Source organism: Nocardia sp. NPDC057440, assembly GCF_042802915.1.
Taxonomy (GTDB): domain Bacteria; phylum Actinomycetota; class Actinomycetes; order Mycobacteriales; family Mycobacteriaceae; genus Nocardia.
This window is the reverse complement of sequence record NZ_JBHVDF010000004.1, coordinates 75,084-97,561: the sequence shown is the minus strand read 5'-3', so window position 1 is coordinate 97,561 and position 22,478 is coordinate 75,084. Positions and strand designations below refer to the sequence as shown.

Genomic DNA, 22,478 nt, shown 5'->3' with positions numbered 1-22,478 from the left:
CCAGCTCCGTCCGCGCCCACCTCTTGTGACAAACAATGGGCGTGTGAATGTGACATGAACGGGGTGATCACGCCGAGTCCCGGGTTGGCCGCGGTATGCACGATCATGGTCGCGGGCGCGGTGGCGGTCTATCTGGCCGCCGGGCTCGGCGATGCGGCGATCGTGCCGCGTGCGGCATTGCGGGGAGCGGCGCAGTTGGCGGTTGTCGCGCTGGTGCTCGCCGCGGCGCTCGCGCAGTTGTGGTCCTCGATCGTGGTGCTAGTGGTGATGTTCGGCGCGGCGGTCGTGACTTCGGCACGGCGCTCGAACGCCGGTCGGTCGGCGGCGTGGTTGGCGCTTGCGATCGGCTGCGGGCTCGGCAGTGTGCTGCCGTTGTTGCTCGTCAGTGGTGTTGTCCCGTTCGAGGGTGTGGCGTTGGTTCCGATCGGCGGCATCGTGCTCGGTGGGACGATGACCGCGACCTCGCTGTCCGCCAGGCGAGCGCTCGATGCGATCGAGCAGCGGTGGGGCGAGGTCGAAGCCGCGCTGAGTTTGGGATTGAGCGAACGCGACGCACGGCTGGAGGTGGCCCGGCCGACCGCGGCGGACGCTTTGCTCCCCGGCGTGGACCAAACCCGTACCGTCGGCCTCGTCACCCTGCCCGGCGCCTTCGTCGGCGTCCTGATCGCGAGCGGCTCCGCCATCCAGGCGGGAGCCGTACAGATCCTCGTGCTGATCGCCCTGCTGCTCGCACAATCGTGTGCCGTCGCGATCACGATCGAACTCGTCTCCCGGACCAAGATCCGCCGAGCGGCCAGGCAGAAGGTCGGCCGCACCTCGTCTCCGTGATGGGACTCATCGTCTGACATCAACCCCGCGCGCAGCGCATCGGCTCGTTTCATTTCGAGAGCTCGATGGGACCGTCTGCGCCGACACCGACAGCGTCGGCCCCGTTCCCCCGGACGGCACGGGATCTCGTTCGCCGATGCGAGCGCAGTACGTGCGGCGTTCTCGAACAATTCCCGACTACGCTCGAGCAACAACGAAAAAGACCCGGAACAGTGTGTTCCGGGTCTTTCCTTTGTAGCGGGGACAGGATTTGAACCTGCGACCTCTGGGTTATGAGCCCAGCGAGCTACCGAGCTGCTCCACCCCGCGTCGGTAAACACAACATTACACACGTCTACGTTCAGATGGCAAATCGCCCTCCGAACAGGGCGTTTGCACTGGCCAGCGGTATCCACACGGGCCCGAACAGCAGGGTGAGCGGCCGCGGGGCGACACGGCGCACGGCCATCCGGATACGCCTATTCACAGTTTCGGCGTGGCGTCGCCGAGGGGATGCGCGCACGCGACACCCTTTTGTCGAGATATTCAAACGTGACACGGGTCACTATTTCGTAGTGATCTCAGACACATCACGATGCTATAAATGATCATGAAGTATCCATTCAAATGACATTAACGACCAGCGCAAACATGGATATACACGTCATTCGCTTCAGACAATTCAAGCGTTATCAAGACGTGATCTGCTGAGATTTCTTCGTTACCGTCGGTCCCACGGCCCGGATCAAACGTGATGGGCACGAACTCGAATCGCCGAACACCGGTGACCCTGTCCCGCGGTTCGAGGATCCCCGACACCTGGGGACAGGGACACGGCGGAATTTCGCCGCGTCGGCGGGCGCAGGGAGGGGAAATACTATGTCTCAGAACCGGAAGTTCAGCACCCGCGCCCTCGGCTTCGTGGCCGTCACCGGTGCACTCGTTGCGGTACCGTTCGGTCTTTCCACCGCCACCGCGTCGGCAGCGCCCGCCCACAACTGGGACGGCGTCGCACAGTGCGAGAGCGGTGGCAACTGGGGGATCAACACCGGCAACGGCTACTACGGCGGCCTGCAGTTCTCGCAGAGCACCTGGGCGGCCAACGGCGGCCAGGGCTCCGCGCACACCGCCAGCAAGGCCGAGCAGATCCGCGTCGCGGAGAACGTGCTCGCCACCCAAGGCGCCGGCGCCTGGCCCACCTGCGGTGCCTACCTCACCGACGGCGAGTCCGCAGATGTCGCGCCCGAGCCCGCCGTCGAGCCCGGCTCCCCTGCCCTCGACGCCCCGACCGTCGACGACGCCAAGGTCGTCGTCGACCAGGCCAAGAGCGCGGGCAACGAACTCGCCAAGCAGGCCGGCGTCCAAGACCAGTACCAGGCAGTACTCGAGCAGAACAGCGGCCTGATCAACTCGCTGTTCCGCTGATCTCCGGTTCCGTTTTTCGGACCCGATGCAAGAACGGCCCCGTCAGCGTCGACGGGGCCGTTCTCGTGTGACCCGGTTCGTCCTCGCCAATAGCCAACGGCCCTGGCACCCCGGTTCGGGGTGGCAGGGCCGTTGTCGTGTCAGGATGCGGTCAGCGACCGGCGTCCTGGTAGGCCTTCACCGCGGCCTCCAGCTCCTCGAGCGCCTTGCCGAAGTCCTGGAAGTTGCCGGTGCGCATGGCACTACGCACGTTCTCGATCTTCCGGTTCAGCTCCGCCGCCGCGGCGTCCTTGGCAGCCGACGAGCCGGGCGGCGGGGTGACGCCGCCCGCGGGCAACGGTGTCGTGCCGCCGGTCTGCGGCGGCGTTGTGCCGCCTTCGACCGGAGGTGTGGTGCCTGGCTTCGGCCGCGATGCCGGGTCGCCGCCGAATGGGGTGGCCAGCGAACCCGCTCCCGGCAGCACCTGATTCAGCGCCTCGGCCAGCGTCGAGGCATAGCCGACCTTCACACTGCCTGCCGCATCGCGATAGCTCACCAGAACTCGCAATAGCTGCGGGAAGGTAGAGGTGTTCGGCCCGGTATTGCGTTCGTTGTAGAACGGCTCGACATACAGAATGCCGCCATCGGCGATGGGCAGCGTCAGCAGATTGCCGTACCTGATCTTGTTCGAGTTCGACAGCAGCGTCTTTTCCTGCGAGACCCTCGGTGCGGTGGTCATCGTATTCTGGGTCTGCTGCGGCCCCTGGGTCTGCGTGTCCGTCGGCAAGCGCAGGATCGTGAACTTGCCATACCGTTCCGGATCGGAGCGAACCGAGATATAGGCGGACAAGAACTGCCGGTTGTAACCGACCATGGCGCTCGTCAGGTTGAACACCGGCTTGTTCGTTTGCGCATCACCGAGCAGCACGTAGTACGGCGGCTGCTTGAAGCTGCCACCCTCGACTGTCGGGTCACTGGGCACAGACCAGAATGCGTTGTTGGTGAAGAACTCTCGCGGATCGTCGACGTGATACTTGGTCAGCATCTCGCGCTGCACCTTGAACAGATCTTCCGGATAGCGGAAGTGTGCCCGCAGCTCCGGCGAGATGTCGCTCTCCGACTTGACCGCATCCGGGAACACGCCGCGCCATGCCTTCAGCACCGGATCAGCGGAATCCACCTCGTACAGGGTCACGGTGCCGTCGTAAGCGTCGACCGTGGCCTTCACCGAGTTACGGATGTAGCTGACTTCCTTGCGCGGCAGCAGTCGGCCGGTCTTCTGGTCGATGCTGTCCTCGACCGCGCCCTCCAGCGAGGTCTTCTGGGCGTACGGATAGTTGTCCAATGTGGTGTACGCGTCGACGATCCACTGGATCCGTCCGTTGATCACCGCGGGGTAGGCGTTGCCGTCGGTGGTCAGCCACGGCGCCACCTTCTGCACCCGGTCGCGCGGACTGCGGTTGAAGATGATCTTGGAATCGTCGCTGATGGCCGAGGAGAACAGGATGTTGCGCTCGGCGTACTTGGCGGAGAACGCCAACCGGTTGAACCAGTTGCCGATCGGTACGCCGCCCTTACCGCTGTAGGTGTACTGCGCGGCGTCCGAATCATATTCACGCGGTGCCTGACCTTCGACGCCGCCGACGATCGCGTAGTCCGGATTGGACTGCGAGATCAGCTCGCCGTAGTACACGCGCGGCTGGTCGACCTTGATCAGCTGCTTGTCGGTCGGGGTGAACAGGTCACTGACCATGAAGATCGGGTAGCCGCTGTCGCTGCTGTCACCGGTCGCGTTCGGCTCCTCGGACTGCGGCTTGTTGACCCGATTCGCCGGGGCCGCGACGAAGCCGTTGCCGTGGGTGTAGACCGTGTGCTTGTTGATCCAGTCGGTCTGGTTGCCGCTGAGCGCGGCCGGCGCCAACTCACGGGCGGCGACGATGTAGTCCTGCAGCTCGCCGTCGAGCTTGTAGCGGTCGATATCCAGCGACTCCGGGAAGCCGTAGAAGTTCTTCAGCTGACGCAGCTGTGTGAAGGTGGGCGAGAGGATATTCGGATCGAGCAGCCGGGCGTTCCCGATGGTCGCCGCGTCGACCGGGACCTCGACCGGGTTCTTCTTGCTCTCGCCTTTGTAGTCCTGGTACTCGATCTTGTCGCTGGTGATACCGAACGCCTGCCGGGTGGCGGCGATATTGCGTTCGATGTATTCGCTTTCCTTGGTTGCCGCATTGGGACGCACCGAGAACTGCTCGACCACCAGCGGCCACACCGCACCGACCAGGATCGACGACAGCACGAGCAGTGCCGCCGCCATCGCGGGCACCCGAAGATCACGCAGCACGATGCCTGCGAAGAAGGCCACCGCGCAGATCACCGCGATGGACAGCAGGATCAGCTTGGCGGGCAGGACGGCATTGATGTCGGTGAAGGAACCGCCGGTGAAGGTCGGTTCCTTACGACTGCCCGACAGCAGCTCGTAGCGGTCGAACCAGTACGCGATCGCCTTGAGTAGCACGAAAAGCCCAGCGAGCACGGCAAGTTGGATGCGTGCGGGACGGGTCAGCGTGCCTTCCCGGCCGGAAAGACGCAGCCCGCCGAAGACGTAGTGCGTCACCAGGCTCGCGAAGAACGCGATGACGACAGCGACGAACAACCAGTTCAGCACCATGCGGTAGAAGGGCAGATCAAACGCGTAGAACCCGACGTCCAGGTTGAACTGCGGATCCTTCTGCCCGAACGAGCCACCGTTGAGGAACAACTGCACGGTGACCCAATTCGACTGCGCGACCAGGCCGGACAGCAGACCCAGCAGCACCGGGATGCCGATGCCGAACAGCTTCAGCCTGCTCATCACGGTGGTGCGGTAGCGCGCGATCGGGTCGTTCGGGCCCGCCACCGGGATGAACACCGGACGAGTCCGATAGCCCAGCAGCAGCGCCAGCCAGACGACGAGGCCGACGAACACCGCGACCACCAGGAACAACAGCAATCGGGTGCGCAGGACGGTGAGGTAGACGCTCCGGAAGCCGACCTCGCCGAACCACAACCAGTTCGTGTACGTGTCGGTCAGTCGTGGTCCCAACAAAAGCAGCGCCGCCACAATAATGGCCGCCACCAGCAGCACTCGGCTGCGTCGGGACAACGAAGGTAAGCCGGTGGGGGGCCGCATGCCCACGATGCCACTCTCCAAGGTCCGGCGGCACTCGCACCGATATTTCGGCCGATGCGCCGCAGTCCGATGTTGCAGGTGGTCCTTGCGGACCCTCTTCCGCGCCCACTCTACGGAATCGGACACCGTTCAGACGGCGGGGCCGCAATTGCGCAGAACAGAAGGGCTGCCGCTAACCCGGACCGGCGATCCGCGATCGACCGATCGTTTGATTGGATGTCTGCGTGACCGCTGACCTGCACGCCGAACTCGTCCTCGCCCGCTCCGTCCGGGAGGTGGCCGAATTCGTGGACGCCGAGGGCTGGGGGCACCCGCCGCAGATGTTCGCGCTGGTGCGCACCGCCGATCTGGTCGCGGCCGAGCCCGGCCTCATCGATCAGCTCGACGACGGCAACGAGCTGACTCCCGTTGCCCAGGAATCCTTTCCGGACGACGTGACCGGCGGCTCGATGGCACTCGACGAGTTCCTCGCGACCACGAGCTGGCCCGAAGCCGTGGAGGGCTGTGTGCTCGTGCAGGAGATCGTGGTGCTCCCGCCGGACGCCGAGAGCACCCTCGACGATGCGCTCGCGCCACTGCTCGCCGATCACGACGCCGCCGACGCCGCCGCCCGCGCCGCCGCCGAGGCGCACCCGGAACGTCGTGAGGCGCGGCTGTTCGCGGCCGTGCTGCGCGAGGGCACATCGCTGGCGCTGCTGCAGGTGCGACCGGAGGACGAAGCGGAAGAATTCGGCGACCTGGACCTGCGCACCTACCCGAATCTGGCGCCCAACGTCATCGAGGCCCTGCACCACACGTTCGAGTAACCGCACCTGGCTGTGCCGCCGGCTGCGTCAAGGCGACGCAGCCGCGGAACCGCCGGGCCGAACAAGTACGACGCGACCGCAGAACCGCCGGGCGAGCGCAGGCGAAGCAACCGACCTAATTGCAGGAGACTGTCGGCTTGCCCGCGTTGATGTCGTTGAGCGACGCGACGGCGCCGTCGAGGTTTTCGACCTTCACCAGGCGCAGGCCGTCCGGGGTGCGCTGCTTCGCCTCATTGCAGTTGGCGGCCGGGACGAGGAAGGTTTCCGCGCCCGCGTCACGGGCGGCCATCATCTTGTATTGGATGCCGCCGATCGGGCCGACCTTGCCGTCCTGGTCGATGGTGCCGGTGCCCGCGACGAACTTGCCGCCGTCGAGTTCACCGGGTGAGAGCTTGTCGATCAGCGCGAGGCTGAACATCAGGCCTGCCGAGGGACCGCCGATGTCGGCGAGGTTGAAGGTGACCTGCATCGGGGGACGCGCGCCTTCGGTCGGTGTCAGCCCGAGGTAACCCTTGGCCGCGTCGTCCGGACGGGGGGCGAGGGTGATGTTCGCGCTCTGCTCGGCATTGCCGCGCCGGAACACCACGGCGATCTGGGCGCCGGGCGGCTGCGAGGACACGGCGGCGACCACGTCCTTCGGCGTGCTGACCGGTGCGCCGTTGATGCTGATCAGCTCATCGCCCGCGGCGAGCACATCCTTGGCGGGGCCGTCGTCGCCGACCTTGCGCACCAGCACCACCGTCGGCAGGTTCATATAGTGCAGCGCGGCCACCTCGGCGTTGCCCTCGGAGTCCTTGAAGTCCTGCTGGTTGGACTTGTCGATTTCCTCACGCGGCACTCCGGGCGGATACACCTCGGCGCGCGGCACGAGACCGTGTTCGCCGCTGACCCAGAAGCCGAACGCCTCGAAGACGTTCAGCCCGTCGCGCACCGAAACCGTGGTCATGTTCAGGTGGCCTGTGGTGGGGTCGAGCACCGCACCCTGCACATCGACGACCTGTTTGCCCTCGACCTCGCCGAGCGTATTGAACGTCGGCCCTGGTCCGAGTGCGACGAACGGCACAGTGAAGACGCTGCCCGCGACACCGAGCACGAGCACCGGGATCAAAGCGGCAACGAGGGTGAGGATCCGTCGATTCACCTCGACCACAGTAGTGATCGCCCGCACCGATGGGCGGCGCAGGCGTGCATTTACCACGTCCGGGTGTCGTCTGATTTCGCGCCGCGCGAACACAAGACCCCTATGCCGCACGCGTAACGTAAGGAGTATGAGCGACCTCCCCTTCGGATTCTCGAATCGCGATGACGACGACGCGCGCAAGCGTGGCGAGGAGCCGGGCGGTCCCGATGCGAACAATCCGCTCGGCTTCGGAGCGGGCGGCTTCGACCCGTCGCAGCTCGGGCAGATGCTGACCTCGCTCGGGCAGATGCTCAGTGGCATGGGTCAGCCGGGTTCGGCACCGGCCGGTCCGGTGAACTACGACGTCGCCAAGCGGCTGGCGCGCCAGCAACTCGGAGCCGATCTGACGCCGTTGACCTCGGGTGCGACCGGCGCCGTGCGCGATGCTGCGCACCTGGCCGAGGTCTGGCTCGATGGCGCGACCACCTTGCCGGCCGGTGCGGCCAAGACCGCGGCATGGACGGCCAACGACTGGATCGAGGAGACGCTGCCGACATGGAAGCGGCTGTGCGATCCGGTGGCCGAGCAGATCTCGGGCATGTGGACCTCGCAATTGCCCGAGGAGGCAAAGGAATTCGCGGGTCCGATGGTGGGCATGCTCGGCCAGATGGGTGGCCTCGCCTTCGGATCACAGCTCGGGCAGGCGCTCGGGCAGCTGGCGAAGGAGGTGCTGACCTCCACCGACATCGGTCTCCCCCTGGGACCGACCGGCACCGCGGCGCTGCTGCCCGCGGCCATCTCGGAGTTCAGCGCCGGGCTGGAGCAGCCGGAGAGCGAGATTCTGGTGTTCCTCGCCGCCCGCGAGGCGGCCCATCAGCGACTGTTCGGCCATGTCCCGTGGCTGCGCCAGCAGGTGCTCGGCGCGGTCGAGGACTATGCGCGCGGCATCAAGATGGACTTCTCCGCGCTGGAGCAGGCGGCGCAGGGCATCGACCCTATGACGCTGAGCGATCCCTCGAAGCTCGAGGAGCTCCTGTCGCAGGGCACCTTCGAACCGCAGACCACCCCGGAGCAGAAGCAGGCCCTCGAACGGCTGGAGACGCTGCTCGCACTGATCGAAGGTTGGGTCGAGGTCGTCGTCACCGAGGCGGTCGGCGACCGCCTGCCCGGCGCGGGTGCGCTCGCCGAGACGCTGCGCAGGCGACGCGCCACCGGCGGCCCCGCCGAGCAGACCTTCGCGACCCTGGTCGGCCTGGAGTTGCGGCCGCGCAAGCTGCGTGAGGCGGCGGCACTGTGGCGGCGTTTGACCACCGACGCGGGTATGGAGGCACGGGACGGCATCTGGGCGCACCCGGATCTGCTGCCGGATTCCGACGATCTCGACTCCCCTGCCGGCTTCATCGACTCGGTGATCGGCGGCGGCGCCACCGCCTTCGATGATCCGATGGCCCAGCTGGCCGCGACCGAGGCCCGCGAACGCGACGAGGCCGAGCGCAAGCAGGCCGCGTCCGACGAGCCCGGCGCCAACGGTCCCGACCTCGGCAAGGACAGCGACAAGTCCTGAAATTGCCCTGTCGATACCACGAATCCCTGTGGATAACCCCAGGTTTCACGGTATCTGCGACCTTGGCTGGTCCGCATACTGCTGGCCATGACAACAACGATCCGCCCACACGGTCCGATGCTGCATCCCCGGGTGACGATCCTGGTGCGCCCCTCCGGTGTGGTCCAGCTCGGCTGGGACCCGGAGGGCGCACTGCTGCTGCACCCGGCCGAGCTGACCGTCGACACCGTGCTCGCCTTCCTGCGCCTCTTGGACGGATTACAGACCAGACCGCAGCTGATCTGGCGAGCCGGAGAACACGGCATCGCACCGGAGCGTGCGCTTGCACTGCTGGCCGAGATCGACAATGCGGGCCTGCTCGTACACCCCGGCGACACAGGAGGACCGGTCCGCGCGGTGCGCGTGCACGGGCTCGGTCCGCTCGCGGACGCGGTATCGGCCGGACTTCGCCTGCTCGGGCTGCGACCGAGCCGCTCTCGCGACTACCGTCCCGACGCCACGGTCACCGGCTGGCGGGCCGACCTGGTGGTGCTCACCGACTCGCTGGTGATAGATCCGCGTCTCGCCAATGACCTCGTGCTGCACCGGATTCCGCATCTGCACGTCCGTATCCGTGACGACAAGGGCGTCATCGGGCCACTGGTGCTGCCCGGGATGACCAGCTGCCTGCGCTGTGCCGACCTCATCCGCTGCCGGTACGACCCGGATTGGCCGTTGCTCGCCGCGCAGCTGCTCGGCCGGGTCGGGCACGCCTCGCCCGCCGGTATCGCGGCGACAACGGCGTTGCTGCTCGGCGAATTCGAGGCGATCCGCAGATGTTCGCCCCGCCACGAGCTGGCCACTCTGAATTCCACCGTCGAGCTCGATCTCGCTTCGCATGTGATCGAGCGACGTGAGTGGCCGCCGCACGCCGCGTGCGGCTGTCGCGGAATCTTCGCTGGTCCGGCCGCATGAGTGTGGCGGTTCTTACACTCTGCCAAGGAAAGACATCACATTGCCATGGCACAGTAACGGGTCTGTCCGCCATGATGGGTACGTGTCTGAGATTGTGCGTCGTCGCTCATCCCGCAATGCCAAGTTAGCCAAGATTCCGCTGGGGATCGCAGGCCGGGCCGCAGTAGGGTTCGGTAAGAAGCTGGCCGGTGGCGACAAGTCCGAGATCAACGCCCAGTTGAACCAGAAGGCCGCCGAACAATTGTTCACCGTGCTCGGTGAGCTCAAGGGCGGCGCGATGAAGTTCGGCCAGGCGCTGAGCGTGATGGAGGCGGCGGTTCCCGAGGAGTTCGGCGAGCACTATCGCGAGGCGCTGACCAAGCTGCAGGCCGCCGCACCCCCGATGCCGGCCGACACCGTGCACCGGGTGCTCGACCAGCAGCTCGGCACCCAGTGGCGGCAGCGGTTCCAGTCTTTCGACGACACTCCGGCCGCGTCGGCCAGCATCGGACAGGTGCACAAGGCGGTCTGGTCCGATGGCCGAGTCGTCGCGGTGAAGGTGCAGTATCCCGGCGCCGACGAGGCCCTGCGCGCGGATCTCAAGACACTGTCGCGGATGACGGGCCTGTTCGCCTCGGTGATTCCTGGCGCCGACGTGAAACCACTGCTCGCGGAGATCACCGCGCGGACCGAAGAGGAACTGGACTACCGCAACGAGGCAACCAATCAGCGGGCGTTCGCGAAGGCGTTCGACGGGCACCCGGAAATCGTGGTGCCCAAGGTGGTGGCCAGCGCACCGAAGGTGATCGTCACCGAATGGCTCGACGGCATCCCCGTCTCGGCGATCATCACGCAGGGCGCGCAGGATCCAGAAGGCACCCGTGTGCTGCGCAATCGCGTCGCAACCCTGATGGGCAAGTTCCACTTCTCCTCGCCCGAGACCGTCGGCCTGCTGCACGCCGACCCGCATCCCGGCAATTTCATGATGCTGCCCGACGGCAAGCTGGCGGTCATCGACTTCGGCGCCTGCGCACCCATGCCCGACGGCTTCCCCGAGGTGCTCGGCCGGATGCTGGCGCTGGAGGTCGAGGAGCGCTTCGACGAGCTGACGGAACTGATGTACGACAACGGCTGGGTGATTCCCGGTCGCACCGTCACCGATAAGGAGATCGCCGACTACCTACGGCCTTTCACCGACCCGGTGCAGACGGATTCATTCCACTTCACCCGTAAGTGGATGCAGCGGGTGGCGGGCAAGGCGTCCGATCTCACGAGTCCCGAGATGAAGACCGCACGCGCCCTGCAGCTGCCCGCCGAATACGTGATGATCTTCCGTGTCCTCGGCGGCTCGGTCGGCATCCTGGCCCAGCTCGACGCGGAACTGCCGTTCATGCAGTTGGTGAAGACCTGGATGCCGGGCTTCCGGGAAGAGCGCACGGCCAGCTGACCTTCGAAAGACGCACGGGCCGTTCACCGCTGGCCGGTGTCGAACGCACAAGAGCCGCCCACCTGATCTCGAGGTGAGCGGCTCTTGTGCTTTCTCGTTCGTGGGCCCCGATCCGGGGTGAATCGACCGGAGGGGCCTCAGCGACCGGAGGGAGGGAGGTCGCGAGTCTCGGCATCATGCCTGCGCCTCGCTGACGCTCGGCTCCGGCATGACGCCGGGGCACTGCGCCGATGTGAGCTCGCTACGCTCGCTCATGCCGAGATCGCGACCTTGCGCGGACGTCCACGCGGGCGCTTGCGGGCGATCACGACACCCTGGTCGAAGATCTCACCGCCCCAGACACCCCACGGCTCGCGCCGATCCACGGCTGCGGCCAAGCAGCCCTTACGGATCGGGCAGGACTCGCACAGCGTCTTGGCCTGCTCCAACTGGGCAGGGCTCTCGGCGAACCAGAGATCGGGGTCTCCGGCTCGACAAGGCAGGACCTTCGTAACCTCCCGAGTGCGGGTAGGCAGTGCCACGGTTCGGCATGTCACGCCAGCGGTGGCCTGCGGCCAGCTCTCTGCGGTGAACACGTCGTTCTCCTTCAGCTCGTTTGCAGCGGTTCGTTTCGTTTCTTCTGCGAAACCGGTGCCGTCCGGCTGAAGGGCCGGGAAAAAATACTGGCCACGGTTTCGCTTCGGGCGATCCGTGGCCAGGAGGTCGGGGTGTTCCCTACCTAGGTCGACATCTGTGTCGATTCCTGATCACGGTCGCTGGGTTTGCGGTGCGGAGGCGTGCTGCCTGCAGGTCCGCCGGTGCATAGCCGGCTTCGAATGCGTCGGTGCCGACGGCTGCTTTCGCGGCTGCCGGGTGCCAACCCGCGCTGGGCTTGTCCTGCGTGAGGGTGCAAATGGGGGACTGCATGTGCGTAAACCGCGCCCGCTCCCCGAATACACCGACGCCGGACAGACCGATCCCCTGCAAAGCGAGGATCCCCCGGGAGGCCGACATGACGGGTGTATTCACCGCAACGTCGTTCGCGTCGAAGTTCATGTAGTCGTTCATTGGTCTGCCTCCCTCCTTACTCGTTGTCTGTCGCTGAACTGTGCGCGCCGAGATGACCTCCCGGTGCGTGATTCCCACCATATGCAATGTCGGCGAAACCGACAACCTATTTTCTACCTGCGGTTTTGTGGGCTTGACCGCAGCCTGGACGCCACAATCGCGAGCACGTCCGCGCCGTACTGATCGAGCTTCTTCGACCCGATCCCGGGGATCGCCGCCAGCGCGTTGTCGTCGCCGGGCAGTTGCTCGGCGATCGCGGTGAGTGTGGTGTCGGTGAACACCACGAACTCGCGGACCTCGAGTGCCAGCGCTTTCTCCTCCCGCCACGCCTGCAGCGCAGTCAGTAGCTCGGCGTCCAATTCCGCCGGGCAGCGCCGACAGCGACCGAGCATGGTGGCGTAGGTGCCGATCAGCGGTTTGGCACAGACTCGGCAGGACGGGCGAATCCCGTTCGAGGTAGCGCCGGAGGCGGGCGCGGCGATCCGCGACGCGGGAGAATCGTCGGGGACCAGGCCATTGAGGAACCGGGAGCGCCGACGGGTGCGCCTACTGCCCTCACCGCGCGACAGCGCCCAGGACAGCTGCAGGTATTCGCGGGCCCGTGTCACGCCGACATACAGCAGGCGGCGTTCTTCCTCCAGCGCCGCCTCGTCGGCGACCGAGCCGTTGTCGCCGAGCACATGCGCGATCGGCAGCGTGCCGTCGGCGAGGCCGACCAGGAATACCGCGTCCCACTCCAGGCCCTTCGCCGCATGCAGCGACGCCAGGGTTACGCCCTGGACGGTCGGTGGGTGCCGCGCCTCCGCGCGGGCACGCAGTTCGTGCAGCAGACCGGGCAGGTCGAGCTGGTCGTCATGACCGATGAGTTCCTCCGTCAGCCGCACCAGTGCGACCAATGACGACCAGCGCTCCCGTGCCTGCGCGCCCGCCGGTTCGGCAGTGGTGAGTCCGAGCGGGCCGAGCACCGCCTTGACCAGGGTGACCAGGGCGCTTCCACTGCGCGCCTGGTCGGGCAGATCGTCGCGGGCCGCGGCCGTGCGCAACGCCTGCACGGCCTGCCTGACCTCTGCTCGCGCGAAGAAGCCCTCACCGCCGCGCAACTGATACGGGATGCCGAGTTCGGTCAGCGCCTGTTCGTAGGCCTCCGACTGCGCGTTGATGCGATACAGCACCGCGATCTCCGCGGCGGGCATGCCCGCCGCGATCCGCCGCTTGATGAACCGCGCCACGGCCGCGGCCTCAGCGGGGGCGTCGTCGTATTCGGCGAACACCGGTTCGGGCCCGTCGGGTCGCTGACCGATCAGCTGCAGCCGGGTGCCTGCGATGCGGCCACGCGCGGCGCCGATCACTCGGTTGGCCAGCGACACCACCTGCGGGGTCGAGCGGTAGTCGCGTTCCAGCCGGATCACCGTCGCCTCAGGGAAGCGCCGGGAAAAGTCGAGCAGGTAGGCGGGAGTGGCGCCGGTGAAGGAGTAGATCGTCTGGTTCGCGTCGCCGACCACCGTCAGGTCGTCACGTTCGCCGAGCCAGGCGTCGAGCACCCGCTGCTGCAACGGGGTGACGTCCTGGTATTCATCGACAACGAAACTCCGGTAGCGGCCGCGGAATTCGTCGGCCACCGACGGATAGTCCTCCAGCGCGGCGGCGGTGTGCAGCAGCAGGTCGTCGAAGTCGAGCAGCAAGCCGTCCGGCGAGGTCTTGAGCGCTTCGTAGGCGAGGTAGACCTCGGCCACCCGCGCCGGGTCGTAGGGCGGCTCGCGCCGATGCTTGACTACGGCCGCGGGATAGTCCTCCGGCGCGATCAGCGAGGCCTTCGACCATTCGATCTCGCTGAGCAGGTCACGCACGCTGTCGGTGGCCGAGGAGAGCCCGGCCTTGGTCGCGGCCTGCGCCACGATCGGGAACTTGCGATCGATCAGCTGCCACGGCACCTCGCCGACGACCTGCGGCCAGAAGTACTTCAGCTGGCGCAGCGCCGCGGCGTGGAAGGTGCGCGCCTGCACCTGATTCGCGTCGCCGCCGAGCCCGAGTTCACGCAGTCGGCCGCGCATCTCCCCTGCTGCGCGCGCGGTGAACGTCACCGCGAGGACCTGGTCGGCCTTCACGTGCCCGGCCGAGACCAGATGCGCGATCCGGTGGGTGATGGTCCTGGTCTTACCGGTGCCTGCGCCCGCGAGCACGCACACCGGCCCTCGCGGCGCGCGCACGGCGGCGGCCTGCTCCGGGTCGAGGGCGGCGAGGTCGAGTGCTGGCACGGGCTCCATCATGACAGCGCCGACCGACAAGACCGCGCCGGCCGACGGCGAGGCGAGGCCGACAAGCCGAGCAGCCACAGGCATCGGGCAACTCACCGCTCTACTGGACGTGGGTGAGGTCTAACGGGGCAAGGGCCGCACGCTGGGCCGCCTGCCAGCGGTTGGTCACTTGCCAGAGCAAGAGGCCCGGGCTTTCCTCGGCCTCCGCGAACCTGCTGCGCAGGCCCTTGCCGGACAGGGCAAGCGTCGGCGCGCGGATATGGAACAGGAACGAACCACAGAGCGTTGCACGATCCGTGACTGACGCGACGCCTGACCTGACGATGTACTCGACCACCTGGTGCGGCTATTGCCGCAGGCTGAAGACACAGCTGAACGAGGCCGGTATCACCTATGTCGAGATCGACATCGAACAAGACCCGACATCGGCCGAATTCGTCGGCAGTGTCAACAACGGCAACCACGTGGTGCCGACGGTGAAGTTCGCCGACGGCTCCACCGCGACCAACCCGTCGCTCGCCGCGGTCAAGTCGGCACTTGCCGCAATCGCCTGACGGCGCATAGTTCCGAATAGCACATCCGCGCGGACCGAATACGGGCCGCGCGGATTCGCATGCTGGGCGCACCCGCTCAGTCGAGCGCCGCCCAGGATTCGACGATGGTGCGGGCAATGGAGATCGAGCCCGGCAGCAGCAGTCGTGTGTTCTCGGTCTTGGCCGACCAGTCCCCCGCCCTCAGCGCCTCGCGCACCTCGGCCCGGGTGAACCAGTGCGCCTCGGCGATCTCGCCGTCGGAAAAGACCAGTGGCTGTTCGGGATCGGCCACCGCGGCGAAGCCGAGCATCAACGAGCGCGGGAACGGCCACGGCTGGCTGCCGAGATAGTGAATGTCGCGCACATCGAGGCCGACTTCCTCGAGCATCTCGCGCTCGACGCAGCGTTCCAGCGACTCACCCGCCTCCACGAAACCGGCAAGCAGCGAGAACAACGGCTGCGGCCAGCTGTGCTGACGCGCCAACAGCACCCGGTCGCCGCCATCGTGGATCAGGCAGATGACCGCCGGATCGATGCGCGGGAATTCCTCGTATCCGGACTCGGTGACCCGCGACCAGCCGCCCTTGGCCGAGACGGTGACGGCGCCGTCGGCGCTATTGAAACCGGCCTTGTCATGCCAGTTCAGCAGGGCGCTAGCGCTGGAAAGCAGGCCCGCGGTGAAATCGTCCACCCCGCCGGCCATCGCACGCAGGTCGGTCAGCGACCCGGTGAGCTCGGGATCGCGCACCGCCCACAAGTGGATGCCTTTGTCGATACCGAGGAACACTGCCGCAGGGCTCGGCTCCGCGGCGAGTTCGATCGCCGAATCCAGCACCAGCGCGCCGTCCTCGAACCTGACCTGACCCCGCCGGTTCACCCGTAGCAGCCTGGCCTCGGCCCAGCCTTCCTTCAGCGCCTGCGCGTCGGCCCTGACCTCTTCGGCTCGATCGACGACGGAACGGGACAGCAACGGAACACCATTGAGCTGAAATGCCACGCTTCGAGACTAGCTGCCGCCTGGAATGCCGGTTCTCGCGCAGGTGCCGGGCGCACCGATGTCACTTGGACACGCGGCGAATGTAGAGCAATTTGTCACCGGCCTCGATGGCGTCGACCTCGGGCTCGCCGACCCGGATCAGCTCCCCGCCGCGCACGACACCGAGCACGATGTCGCTGAGATGCCGCGGCGAGCCGCCGATCTCGGAGGCCTCGACCTCGCGTTCGGCCACCGCGAAACCCTGTTCGGGGGTGAGCAGGTCCTCCATCATTTCGACGACGGTCGGCGTCGTGGTGGAGATGCCGAGCAGCCTGCCCGCGGTCTCCGAAGACACCACCACCGAGTCCGCGCCGGATTGACGCAGCAAATGGGTGTTTTCCGCCTCGCGGATGGCCACCGCGATCTTGGCCGCCTTATTGAGCTCGCGCGCGGTGAGCGTGACGAGGACAGCGGTGTCGTCGCGGTTGGTGGCGACCACGACCGCCGACGCATTCTGCGCACCGGCCAGCCGGAGCACATCGGACTGAGTGGCCGAGCCGTGCACGGTCACCAGCCCGGCACTGGCGGCGGCCTCCAGCGCGACGACATCGGTGTCGACCACGACGATGTCGGCGGGCTGCACGCCGTCGCCGATCATGGCGTCGATCGCGGTGCGACCCTTCGTGCCGTATCCGACGACCACGGTGTGATTACGCACGCTGCGCCTCCAACGCTGAATCTTGAATGCCTGCCGGGAGCGTTCGGTCAGCACCCCGAGTGTGGTTCCGACGAGCACGATGAGGAAGAGGATGCGCAGCGGCGTGATGATGACGATGTTGGCCAGCCGCGCCTCGGCCGTCACCGGAGCGATATCGCCGTATCCGGTAGTGGACAGCGACACCGTCGCGTAATACAACGCGTCGAGGAACGACAGCTCGTCGCCGGAATTGTCGTGATATCCGTGGCGACCCAGGTAGACCACCAACGCCGCGCTGAACAGCAGCCCGATCGCGAAGGCCACCCGGCGCGACAGCGAAATCCATGGACTCGTCTGTATTTCCGGAATGCGCAGCACTCCGACCAGCGCGAAATCCGGGCGGTCGGACACTCCGGGCCTGACTCGATCACCGAGCACCGGACTCACCAACCCTGTTGCTCGCCGAGATCGCTGTCCCCGGCTCTGCTTGTCCCTCCGGCACAGCACGGGAGCCTACCCGGTTCGCGCGGCGACGCCCGATCTCAACGCGAACAGTGGGCGGATGCGAGGGTGAGGCATGGCAGATAAAGCTCTCGTCCCCCGCGACACCGGCCGACGGCCCGCACTGATGCTCGCGACACTGCTGTTCGGATCCGGCGTATTGCACTTCGTGTGGCCGAAACCGTTCGATTCGATCGTGCCGCGCGCGCTGCCGGGCCGGGCCCGCGACTACACCTACGCCTCCGGAGTCGCCGAACTCACCGTCGCGGCCGCGCTCGCTCTGCCGCGCACCCGCGGCTTCGGGGGCCGGCTCGCGGCGCTGCTGTTCATCGTCGTGTTCCCCGCGAATGTGCAGATGGCCGCCGACGTACTCGGCAACCCCGAGTCGCCGCGGGCATTCAAGATCGGGACGGTGCTGCGGCTGCCGCTACAGCTGCCGCTGATCACTCAGTCGCTGAAGGTGAGCCGACGGGCGCGGCGCTCCTGATCAGCTCGGCCAGCTCGTCGGGGCCGGGCAGTGCGACCGGCGCGATGGTGCGTCCGGAACGCACGTAATGGAAAGCGGCGGCGACGCGGTCGAGCATCTCCCGCTCGGTGCCGCCTTCTCGGGCCGCCATCAGCCTCGCCCAGGCCAGCCGGTAGACCGCCAACTGCATTGCGACCGCCGGTTCCTCGGCGGCGCCCGGCTCGGCGCCGGTCTTCCAGTCCACCACGATCCAACCGCCGCCCGGCTCGGCGAACACCGCGTCCATCCGGCCGCGGATGACGGTGCCTGCGATGGAGGTTTCGAACGGGATCTCCACTTCGAGCGGGCTGCGGTGCGCCCATGGCGAGTTCAGGAATGCGTCCTGCATCCTGGTCAGTTCCACGTCCGCGCCCGCATCGGCGGCGCTGCTATCGGCGGCGCCCGGCAGCTCGTCGAGGCCGAGTAGCCGGTCGGCGCCGAACCACCGCTGCACCCACGCGTGGAACGCGGTGCCGCGGCGCGCCAAGGGGTTCGGCGGGAACGGGAGCGGGCGGCGCAGGCGCGCAGCGAGCTTCGCGGGGTCGGCGCGCATCTCGACGAGCGCGGTCGCCGCGATCTGCCCCGGAAGTTCCACCACCTGCGCGATCGCTCGAGCCGCTTCGTGTTCGGCCAGGAGGGCGTCGACGTCGGCGGCCCAGCCGTCGGGGTCGTCGTCCGCACCGGTCGGGTCCGAGTCGCCGGGGTCACCATCGGCTCCAGCCGGGTCCGGGTCGCCGGGGTCACCATCGGCTACGACCTGTCTTGGGTCGTTGGGATCGCCGTCGGCGACGACCTGATTCCGGCCGTCGGAGTCGCGGTCGGCTACAACCCGATCCCAACCCTCGGAGTCGCCATCAGCCCCGGGCTGGTTCGGGCGGCCGGAGTCGTCTTCCACTCCAGCCTGTTTCGGGCCGCCGGCATCGGCATCGGCATCGGCATCGGCATCGGCATCGGCATCGGCATCGGCATCGGCATCGGCATCGGCATCGGCATCGGCATCGGACAAGGCTCGCGTGTCGGTGGGTCCGCCTACTATCACTGCTATGTCGTCCGAAGCGTCAACCTCCGCCACCAGCTGGAGCTGCACGGGATCGACTGTGGCAGTGGCGGATACCGACTCCCTGTGTGCGAGTAGCTCTTCCAGGGCGGCGCGGACCAGCGCCGCGCCCTGCTCGATGGGGTCGCGACGGTTGCCGAGTGGGTCGCGGGGCCACTCGGCGGTGGCCGGGTTGTCGGTGAAAGGGTTGACGGCGTCGACGGCGGGCGGGTCGTCCCAGCGATCGATCTCGACGGCGCCGTTGGCCGGGCTGTCCGGGGACTCGCTGGCGTGCTCGAGTTCGAGGAGGAAGTCGGACGGACCCTTGGGGGTGGTGCCGGTCTCGGCCCAGTGGTGGGCCGAAACAAGGAGGACCCGTTCGGTTCTGGTGAGTGCGACGTAGAACAGGCGGCGGTCTTCATCGAGGCGACGGCGGTCGAGAGCTTCTTTGTGCGCCTTGATCGCGCGGTCCAGATCGGCCCGGTCGTAGAGGTCGGACAGGTCGAGGACCGGAACGCCTTCGGCGGCGTCGTCCTGTTGGCGATCGCCGCGCAACGTGGTCGGCAGTTCGGCGAGCGCGCCGAGCCAGCTGCCCGAGGCCGCTCCGGACGGGAACACGCCGCGCGCCACGTGCGGGACGGCGACGATCTCCCATTCCAGCCCTTTCGCGGCATGCACGGTCAGCACCTGCACGCGATCGCGGGCCACCTCGACCTCACCCGGTTCCAAACCGTTCTCCACCGATTCGGCCGCAGCGAGGAAGGCGAGCAAACCGCTCAGCGACGCCCCCGAATCGCTGGCATACCCGGCGACCACCTCGGCGAAGGCATCGAGATGCTCACGCCCGGCCCCCGCACCCGCCATAGCCCGCCGGGCCTGGGTCTCCACACCGACACCGATGGTGCGTTCGACGTCGGCGACCAGTTCCGCGAGCGGCTGGCCACTGCGCTCCCGCAGTGCGGCGAGTTCCCGGCCGAGCGCGACGATCCGCGTGAACCCCGACTCCGAATACTGTTCCTGCGGACCGGGATCGGCGATCGCATCGGCCAGCCCTGCCTGCTCGGATGGTTCCGGCGCCACCTCGCGCAGCGCTGCGGCAAGGGTGGTCGAATCGGTGATCTCGTTGGCATCGCCCGTGGTGAGCCGGCTGATCGATAGGTCGCGAGCGCGACGCGCGAGCGCCGCGATGTCCGCGACCCCGATCCGCCAGCGCGCGCCGGTGAGCACCCGCATCGCCGCGCTGCCCGCGCCCGGTTCGGCGATCAGCCGCAGCGTCGCAACGATATCGGCGACCTCCGGCGTCGCGAGCAACCCGCCGAGACCCACGATCTCCACCGGAAGTCCCTGCTCGCGAAGAGCTTCCGCGAGTGGGGCGGCGTCGGCGTTGCGTCGTACGAGCACCGCAGAGGTGGGCGGCGGCTCGTCGGCGGCGCGGCGCACCGCCCACTCGCCGGAAATACGCGCCGCCACCCAATCCCGTTCGTCGGCAACGGTTTCGGTCAACGCCAATGCCACGACCCCCGGCTCCGCATCAGGTTTCGCACGCAACGCGTCGACAGTCACCCCGCCCGCATCGATCGCACTGCGCCGCAACGGTTCCGCGACCAGGTTCGCCAGGGCGAGCGCCTCCGGCGGATTCCGCCAGCTGGTCAACAGCGGCAGGGTCGGCGCGGGGACACCGGGTGCGACGGGAAAGTCGGTCGCGAACCGCGGCAGGTTAGCCGCGGAAGCACCGCGCCAGCCATAGATCGACTGCATCGGATCACCGACCGCCGTCACCGCCAACCGTTGCCTGCCCTGCCCGGCGTGCACGAAATGTGCTGAGCTGTCGACATTTTCGGGTGCGCTGGACCGCACAGTGTCAACAGCACCATACCTCGGATCAGCATCCGATCGCTGGCTCGCGCTCGAACGACGGTCAGAGACCGCAGGGGGGCCCGCGTGCGGCCGCGAGCTAGAGGGCGGCCGCGCGTTCGAGCCCGACGCTGCACCTGAGCCCGACCGGGCATCCGAGTCCGACAGCAGTCCGGAGCCCGACGACAGACTGGGGTCCGACTCGGCAACGGAGCGTTCCCGGTCACCTGAAACCGATCCCAGGCCAGAGCCCGACTCACCAACCGAACCTTGCCGGTCACCTGAAACCGATCCCAGGCCAGAGCCCGACTCACCAACCGAGCCTTGCCGGTCACCTGAATCCGGCAGTCGGCTCCGATGCTGCGACGGGTCGAAATCCCGTGGTGGCTCTAGGTCCGGAGGGGGTTCGAAATCCGGCGGAGGCTCGAAATCCGGAGACGACGCAGGGTACGCAGAGGGCTCGAAGTTCGGGGGCGGGGCATGGTCCGATGCGGGTTCGAAGTTCGTGGGCGGCTCGATCGCTGGGGACTGGGCACGGCGGGGTGGCTCGACGGCGGTGGGCCGGGCAGTGGTGGTGGTCGAGGCTCGACCGGGGTGGCGCTGTCGCTCGGCAGGTAGTGTGCCGCCGAACAATGCGGAAAGCAGGACGCGTTGGGCGTGGCCGGTGTCCTGGTATTCGTCGAGCAGGACCAGACGGAAGCGGGCCCGTTCGGCGGTGGCGACCTCGGGGTGCTCGGCGGCGAGGCGGGCGGCCAGGGACATCTGGGCGCCGAAGTCCAGGGCGCCGCGACGCCGCAGCGCCTCGGCCAGTTGCTGGACCAGCGGCAGGAGTGCGACGCGTTCGCGTTGCACCTGAACGATATTGAGCAACGTCTGGCTCGGCCCCCCGCGCTGTCGTGGGCCTGCGGGCAGCGTGAACACCAGTTTTTCGAGTTCGGTGTGCACTTCGGCCAGCTGTTCGGGTTCCACCAGGTGTTCGGCGAGCTGTCCGGACAGCGCGAGCACCGCCTCGGTCACCGACACCGGGGTGCGCTCGGTATCCAGGTCACCATCCCAATTGCGCACCACTTGGTGCGCGAGCTGCCAGAGCTGGGTTTCGGTGAGCAGCGTCGCCGAGGGTTCCACCGGAAGCAACAGTCCGTGTTCGGTGAGCAGCCTGCCCGCATACGAGTGATAGGTGCTGATCTCCGGCTCGGCGCCGGCCAACTGCGCGCGCAATTCGCCACTGACATCGAGATCGCGCAACAGCGGCGACCCCGCCAGCCTGGCCAGCCGAGTACGAATACGAGAGGTCAACTGCTGTGCGGCTTTTCGGGTAAAGGTCAACCCGAGCACCTCATCGGGCAGCACCAGTCGATTGGCCACCATCCACACCACCCTGGCAGCCATGGTCTCCGTCTTGCCCGCGCCCGCACCGGCCACCACCAGCGTCGGCCCCGGCGGAGCCGCGATCACCGCAGCCTGCTCATCGGTTGGCGGCGGCAAACCGAGCGCCTCCGCCAGCCGATACGGCGTCACCCGACTCACGACTGTGCCACGCGACCACGCGGCGCCGCAGCCGCCGAAGCCCCAGCGCCGACGGCCCGATCGTCGAGCTCCCTCACACTCACACCCCGACCAGCACCCGACACCACAGCCAGACCGCCATGCTCCCCCACACGCACACCCCGGCCAACATCGGGCACCACAGCTCTCGTAGTCCCAGCACGGACGCCCCTGCCTGTGTGCTGTCTCACGATTTCGCCTCGTCAGAACCCGGCATCGCCCGCGTCGAAGCCGGGGCGCAGGTCAGGTCGCTACGCACCCTCACGGTGCCACCTCGCCGAC

At 67.4% G+C, this 22,478-nt stretch carries 16 protein-coding genes and 1 tRNA gene; 8 read left to right on the top strand and 9 right to left on the bottom strand.

Annotation, left to right across the window (positions count from 1 at the left end; all coding sequences use genetic code 11):
* The first annotated feature begins 54 nt into the window (after positions 1-54).
* Positions 55-828 carry an ABC transporter permease gene (locus ACFU4Z_RS09455; RefSeq protein WP_379060982.1) on the top strand — a complete coding sequence of 258 codons (774 nt, stop codon included), beginning with the start codon at positions 55-57 and terminating at the stop codon, positions 826-828.
* A 235-nt stretch (positions 829-1,063) separates the two neighbouring features.
* Here the strand turns inward: ACFU4Z_RS09455 and ACFU4Z_RS09450 are convergent.
* Positions 1,064-1,137 (bottom strand) — tRNA-Met (locus ACFU4Z_RS09450).
* A 549-nt stretch (positions 1,138-1,686) separates the two neighbouring features.
* Here ACFU4Z_RS09450 and ACFU4Z_RS09445 point away from each other — a divergent pair.
* Positions 1,687-2,232 (top strand): transglycosylase family protein, encoded by a 546-nt coding sequence (locus ACFU4Z_RS09445; protein ID WP_379060981.1) that lies wholly within the window; start codon positions 1,687-1,689, stop codon positions 2,230-2,232.
* Positions 2,233-2,383: 151 nt separating this feature from the next.
* On the opposite strand, the gene ACFU4Z_RS09440 is transcribed toward ACFU4Z_RS09445, so the two are convergent.
* Positions 2,384-5,383 carry a UPF0182 family protein gene (locus ACFU4Z_RS09440; protein WP_379060980.1) on the bottom strand — a complete coding sequence of 1,000 codons (3,000 nt, stop codon included), beginning with the start codon at positions 5,381-5,383 and terminating at the stop codon, positions 2,384-2,386.
* Between the two features lie 218 nt (positions 5,384-5,601).
* Between ACFU4Z_RS09440 and ACFU4Z_RS09435 the strand changes: the two genes are divergently transcribed.
* Positions 5,602-6,183: a PPA1309 family protein gene (locus ACFU4Z_RS09435; protein WP_379060979.1), complete on the top strand. Its 582-nt coding sequence runs from the start codon at positions 5,602-5,604 to the stop codon at positions 6,181-6,183.
* A 115-nt stretch (positions 6,184-6,298) separates the two neighbouring features.
* Here the strand turns inward: ACFU4Z_RS09435 and ACFU4Z_RS09430 are convergent, their stop codons facing one another.
* Positions 6,299-7,324 carry a PDZ domain-containing protein gene (locus tag ACFU4Z_RS09430; protein WP_379060977.1) on the bottom strand — a complete coding sequence of 342 codons (1,026 nt, stop codon included), beginning with the start codon at positions 7,322-7,324 and terminating at the stop codon, positions 6,299-6,301.
* 127 nt (positions 7,325-7,451) lie between these two features.
* On the opposite strand from ACFU4Z_RS09430, the gene ACFU4Z_RS09425 reads away from it, so the two are divergent.
* The 3 genes from ACFU4Z_RS09425 (at position 7,452) to ACFU4Z_RS09415 (ending at position 11,247) form a co-directional block, all read left to right on the top strand.
* Positions 7,452-8,867, top strand: coding sequence for a zinc-dependent metalloprotease (locus tag ACFU4Z_RS09425; RefSeq protein WP_379060975.1), 1,416 nt, complete (start codon positions 7,452-7,454; stop codon positions 8,865-8,867).
* An 87-nt stretch (positions 8,868-8,954) separates the two neighbouring features.
* Positions 8,955-9,821 (top strand): hypothetical protein, encoded by an 867-nt coding sequence (locus ACFU4Z_RS09420; protein ID WP_379060974.1) that lies wholly within the window; start codon positions 8,955-8,957, stop codon positions 9,819-9,821.
* Between the two features lie 82 nt (positions 9,822-9,903).
* Positions 9,904-11,247 (top strand): ABC1 kinase family protein, encoded by a 1,344-nt coding sequence (locus ACFU4Z_RS09415; protein ID WP_379060973.1) that lies wholly within the window; start codon positions 9,904-9,906, stop codon positions 11,245-11,247.
* Positions 11,248-11,498: 251 nt separating this feature from the next.
* Here the strand turns inward: ACFU4Z_RS09415 and ACFU4Z_RS09410 are convergent, their stop codons facing one another.
* The 3 genes from ACFU4Z_RS09410 to ACFU4Z_RS09400 all read right to left on the bottom strand — a co-directional run bounded on the left by ACFU4Z_RS09410 (position 11,499) and on the right by ACFU4Z_RS09400 (position 14,561).
* Complete coding sequence (locus ACFU4Z_RS09410; protein ID WP_379060972.1) at positions 11,499-11,822, bottom strand: WhiB family transcriptional regulator; 324 nt, start codon at positions 11,820-11,822, stop codon at positions 11,499-11,501.
* A gap of 139 nt (positions 11,823-11,961) precedes the next feature.
* Entirely contained in the window at positions 11,962-12,294 is a 333-nt protein-coding gene (locus ACFU4Z_RS09405) for a hypothetical protein (protein ID WP_379060971.1), read from the bottom strand.
* 113 nt (positions 12,295-12,407) lie between these two features.
* Entirely contained in the window at positions 12,408-14,561 is a 2,154-nt protein-coding gene (locus tag ACFU4Z_RS09400; protein ID WP_379061654.1) for an ATP-dependent DNA helicase UvrD2, read from the bottom strand.
* Between the two features lie 311 nt (positions 14,562-14,872).
* On the opposite strand from ACFU4Z_RS09400, the gene ACFU4Z_RS09395 reads away from it, so the two are divergent.
* Entirely contained in the window at positions 14,873-15,103 is a 231-nt protein-coding gene (locus ACFU4Z_RS09395) for a mycoredoxin (protein ID WP_379061652.1), read from the top strand.
* A gap of 76 nt (positions 15,104-15,179) precedes the next feature.
* Here the strand turns inward: ACFU4Z_RS09395 and nudC are convergent, their stop codons facing one another.
* Together nudC and ACFU4Z_RS09385 are read right to left on the bottom strand one after the other, a co-directional pair.
* Complete coding sequence (gene nudC / locus ACFU4Z_RS09390; protein WP_379060970.1) at positions 15,180-16,079, bottom strand: NAD(+) diphosphatase; 900 nt, start codon at positions 16,077-16,079, stop codon at positions 15,180-15,182.
* A gap of 61 nt (positions 16,080-16,140) precedes the next feature.
* Positions 16,141-17,193 carry a potassium channel family protein gene (locus ACFU4Z_RS09385; protein ID WP_379060968.1) on the bottom strand — a complete coding sequence of 351 codons (1,053 nt, stop codon included), beginning with the start codon at positions 17,191-17,193 and terminating at the stop codon, positions 16,141-16,143.
* A 139-nt stretch (positions 17,194-17,332) separates the two neighbouring features.
* Between ACFU4Z_RS09385 and ACFU4Z_RS09380 the strand changes: the two genes are divergently transcribed.
* Entirely contained in the window at positions 17,333-17,743 is a 411-nt protein-coding gene (locus ACFU4Z_RS09380; RefSeq protein ID WP_379060967.1) for a hypothetical protein, read from the top strand.
* Here the strand turns inward: ACFU4Z_RS09380 and ACFU4Z_RS09375 are convergent.
* Positions 17,700-22,178, bottom strand: coding sequence for a UvrD-helicase domain-containing protein (locus tag ACFU4Z_RS09375; RefSeq protein WP_379060966.1), 4,479 nt, complete (start codon positions 22,176-22,178; stop codon positions 17,700-17,702). The two genes, ACFU4Z_RS09380 and ACFU4Z_RS09375, sit on opposite strands and share 44 nt — an antisense overlap.
* Positions 22,179-22,478: the final 300 nt, after the last annotated feature.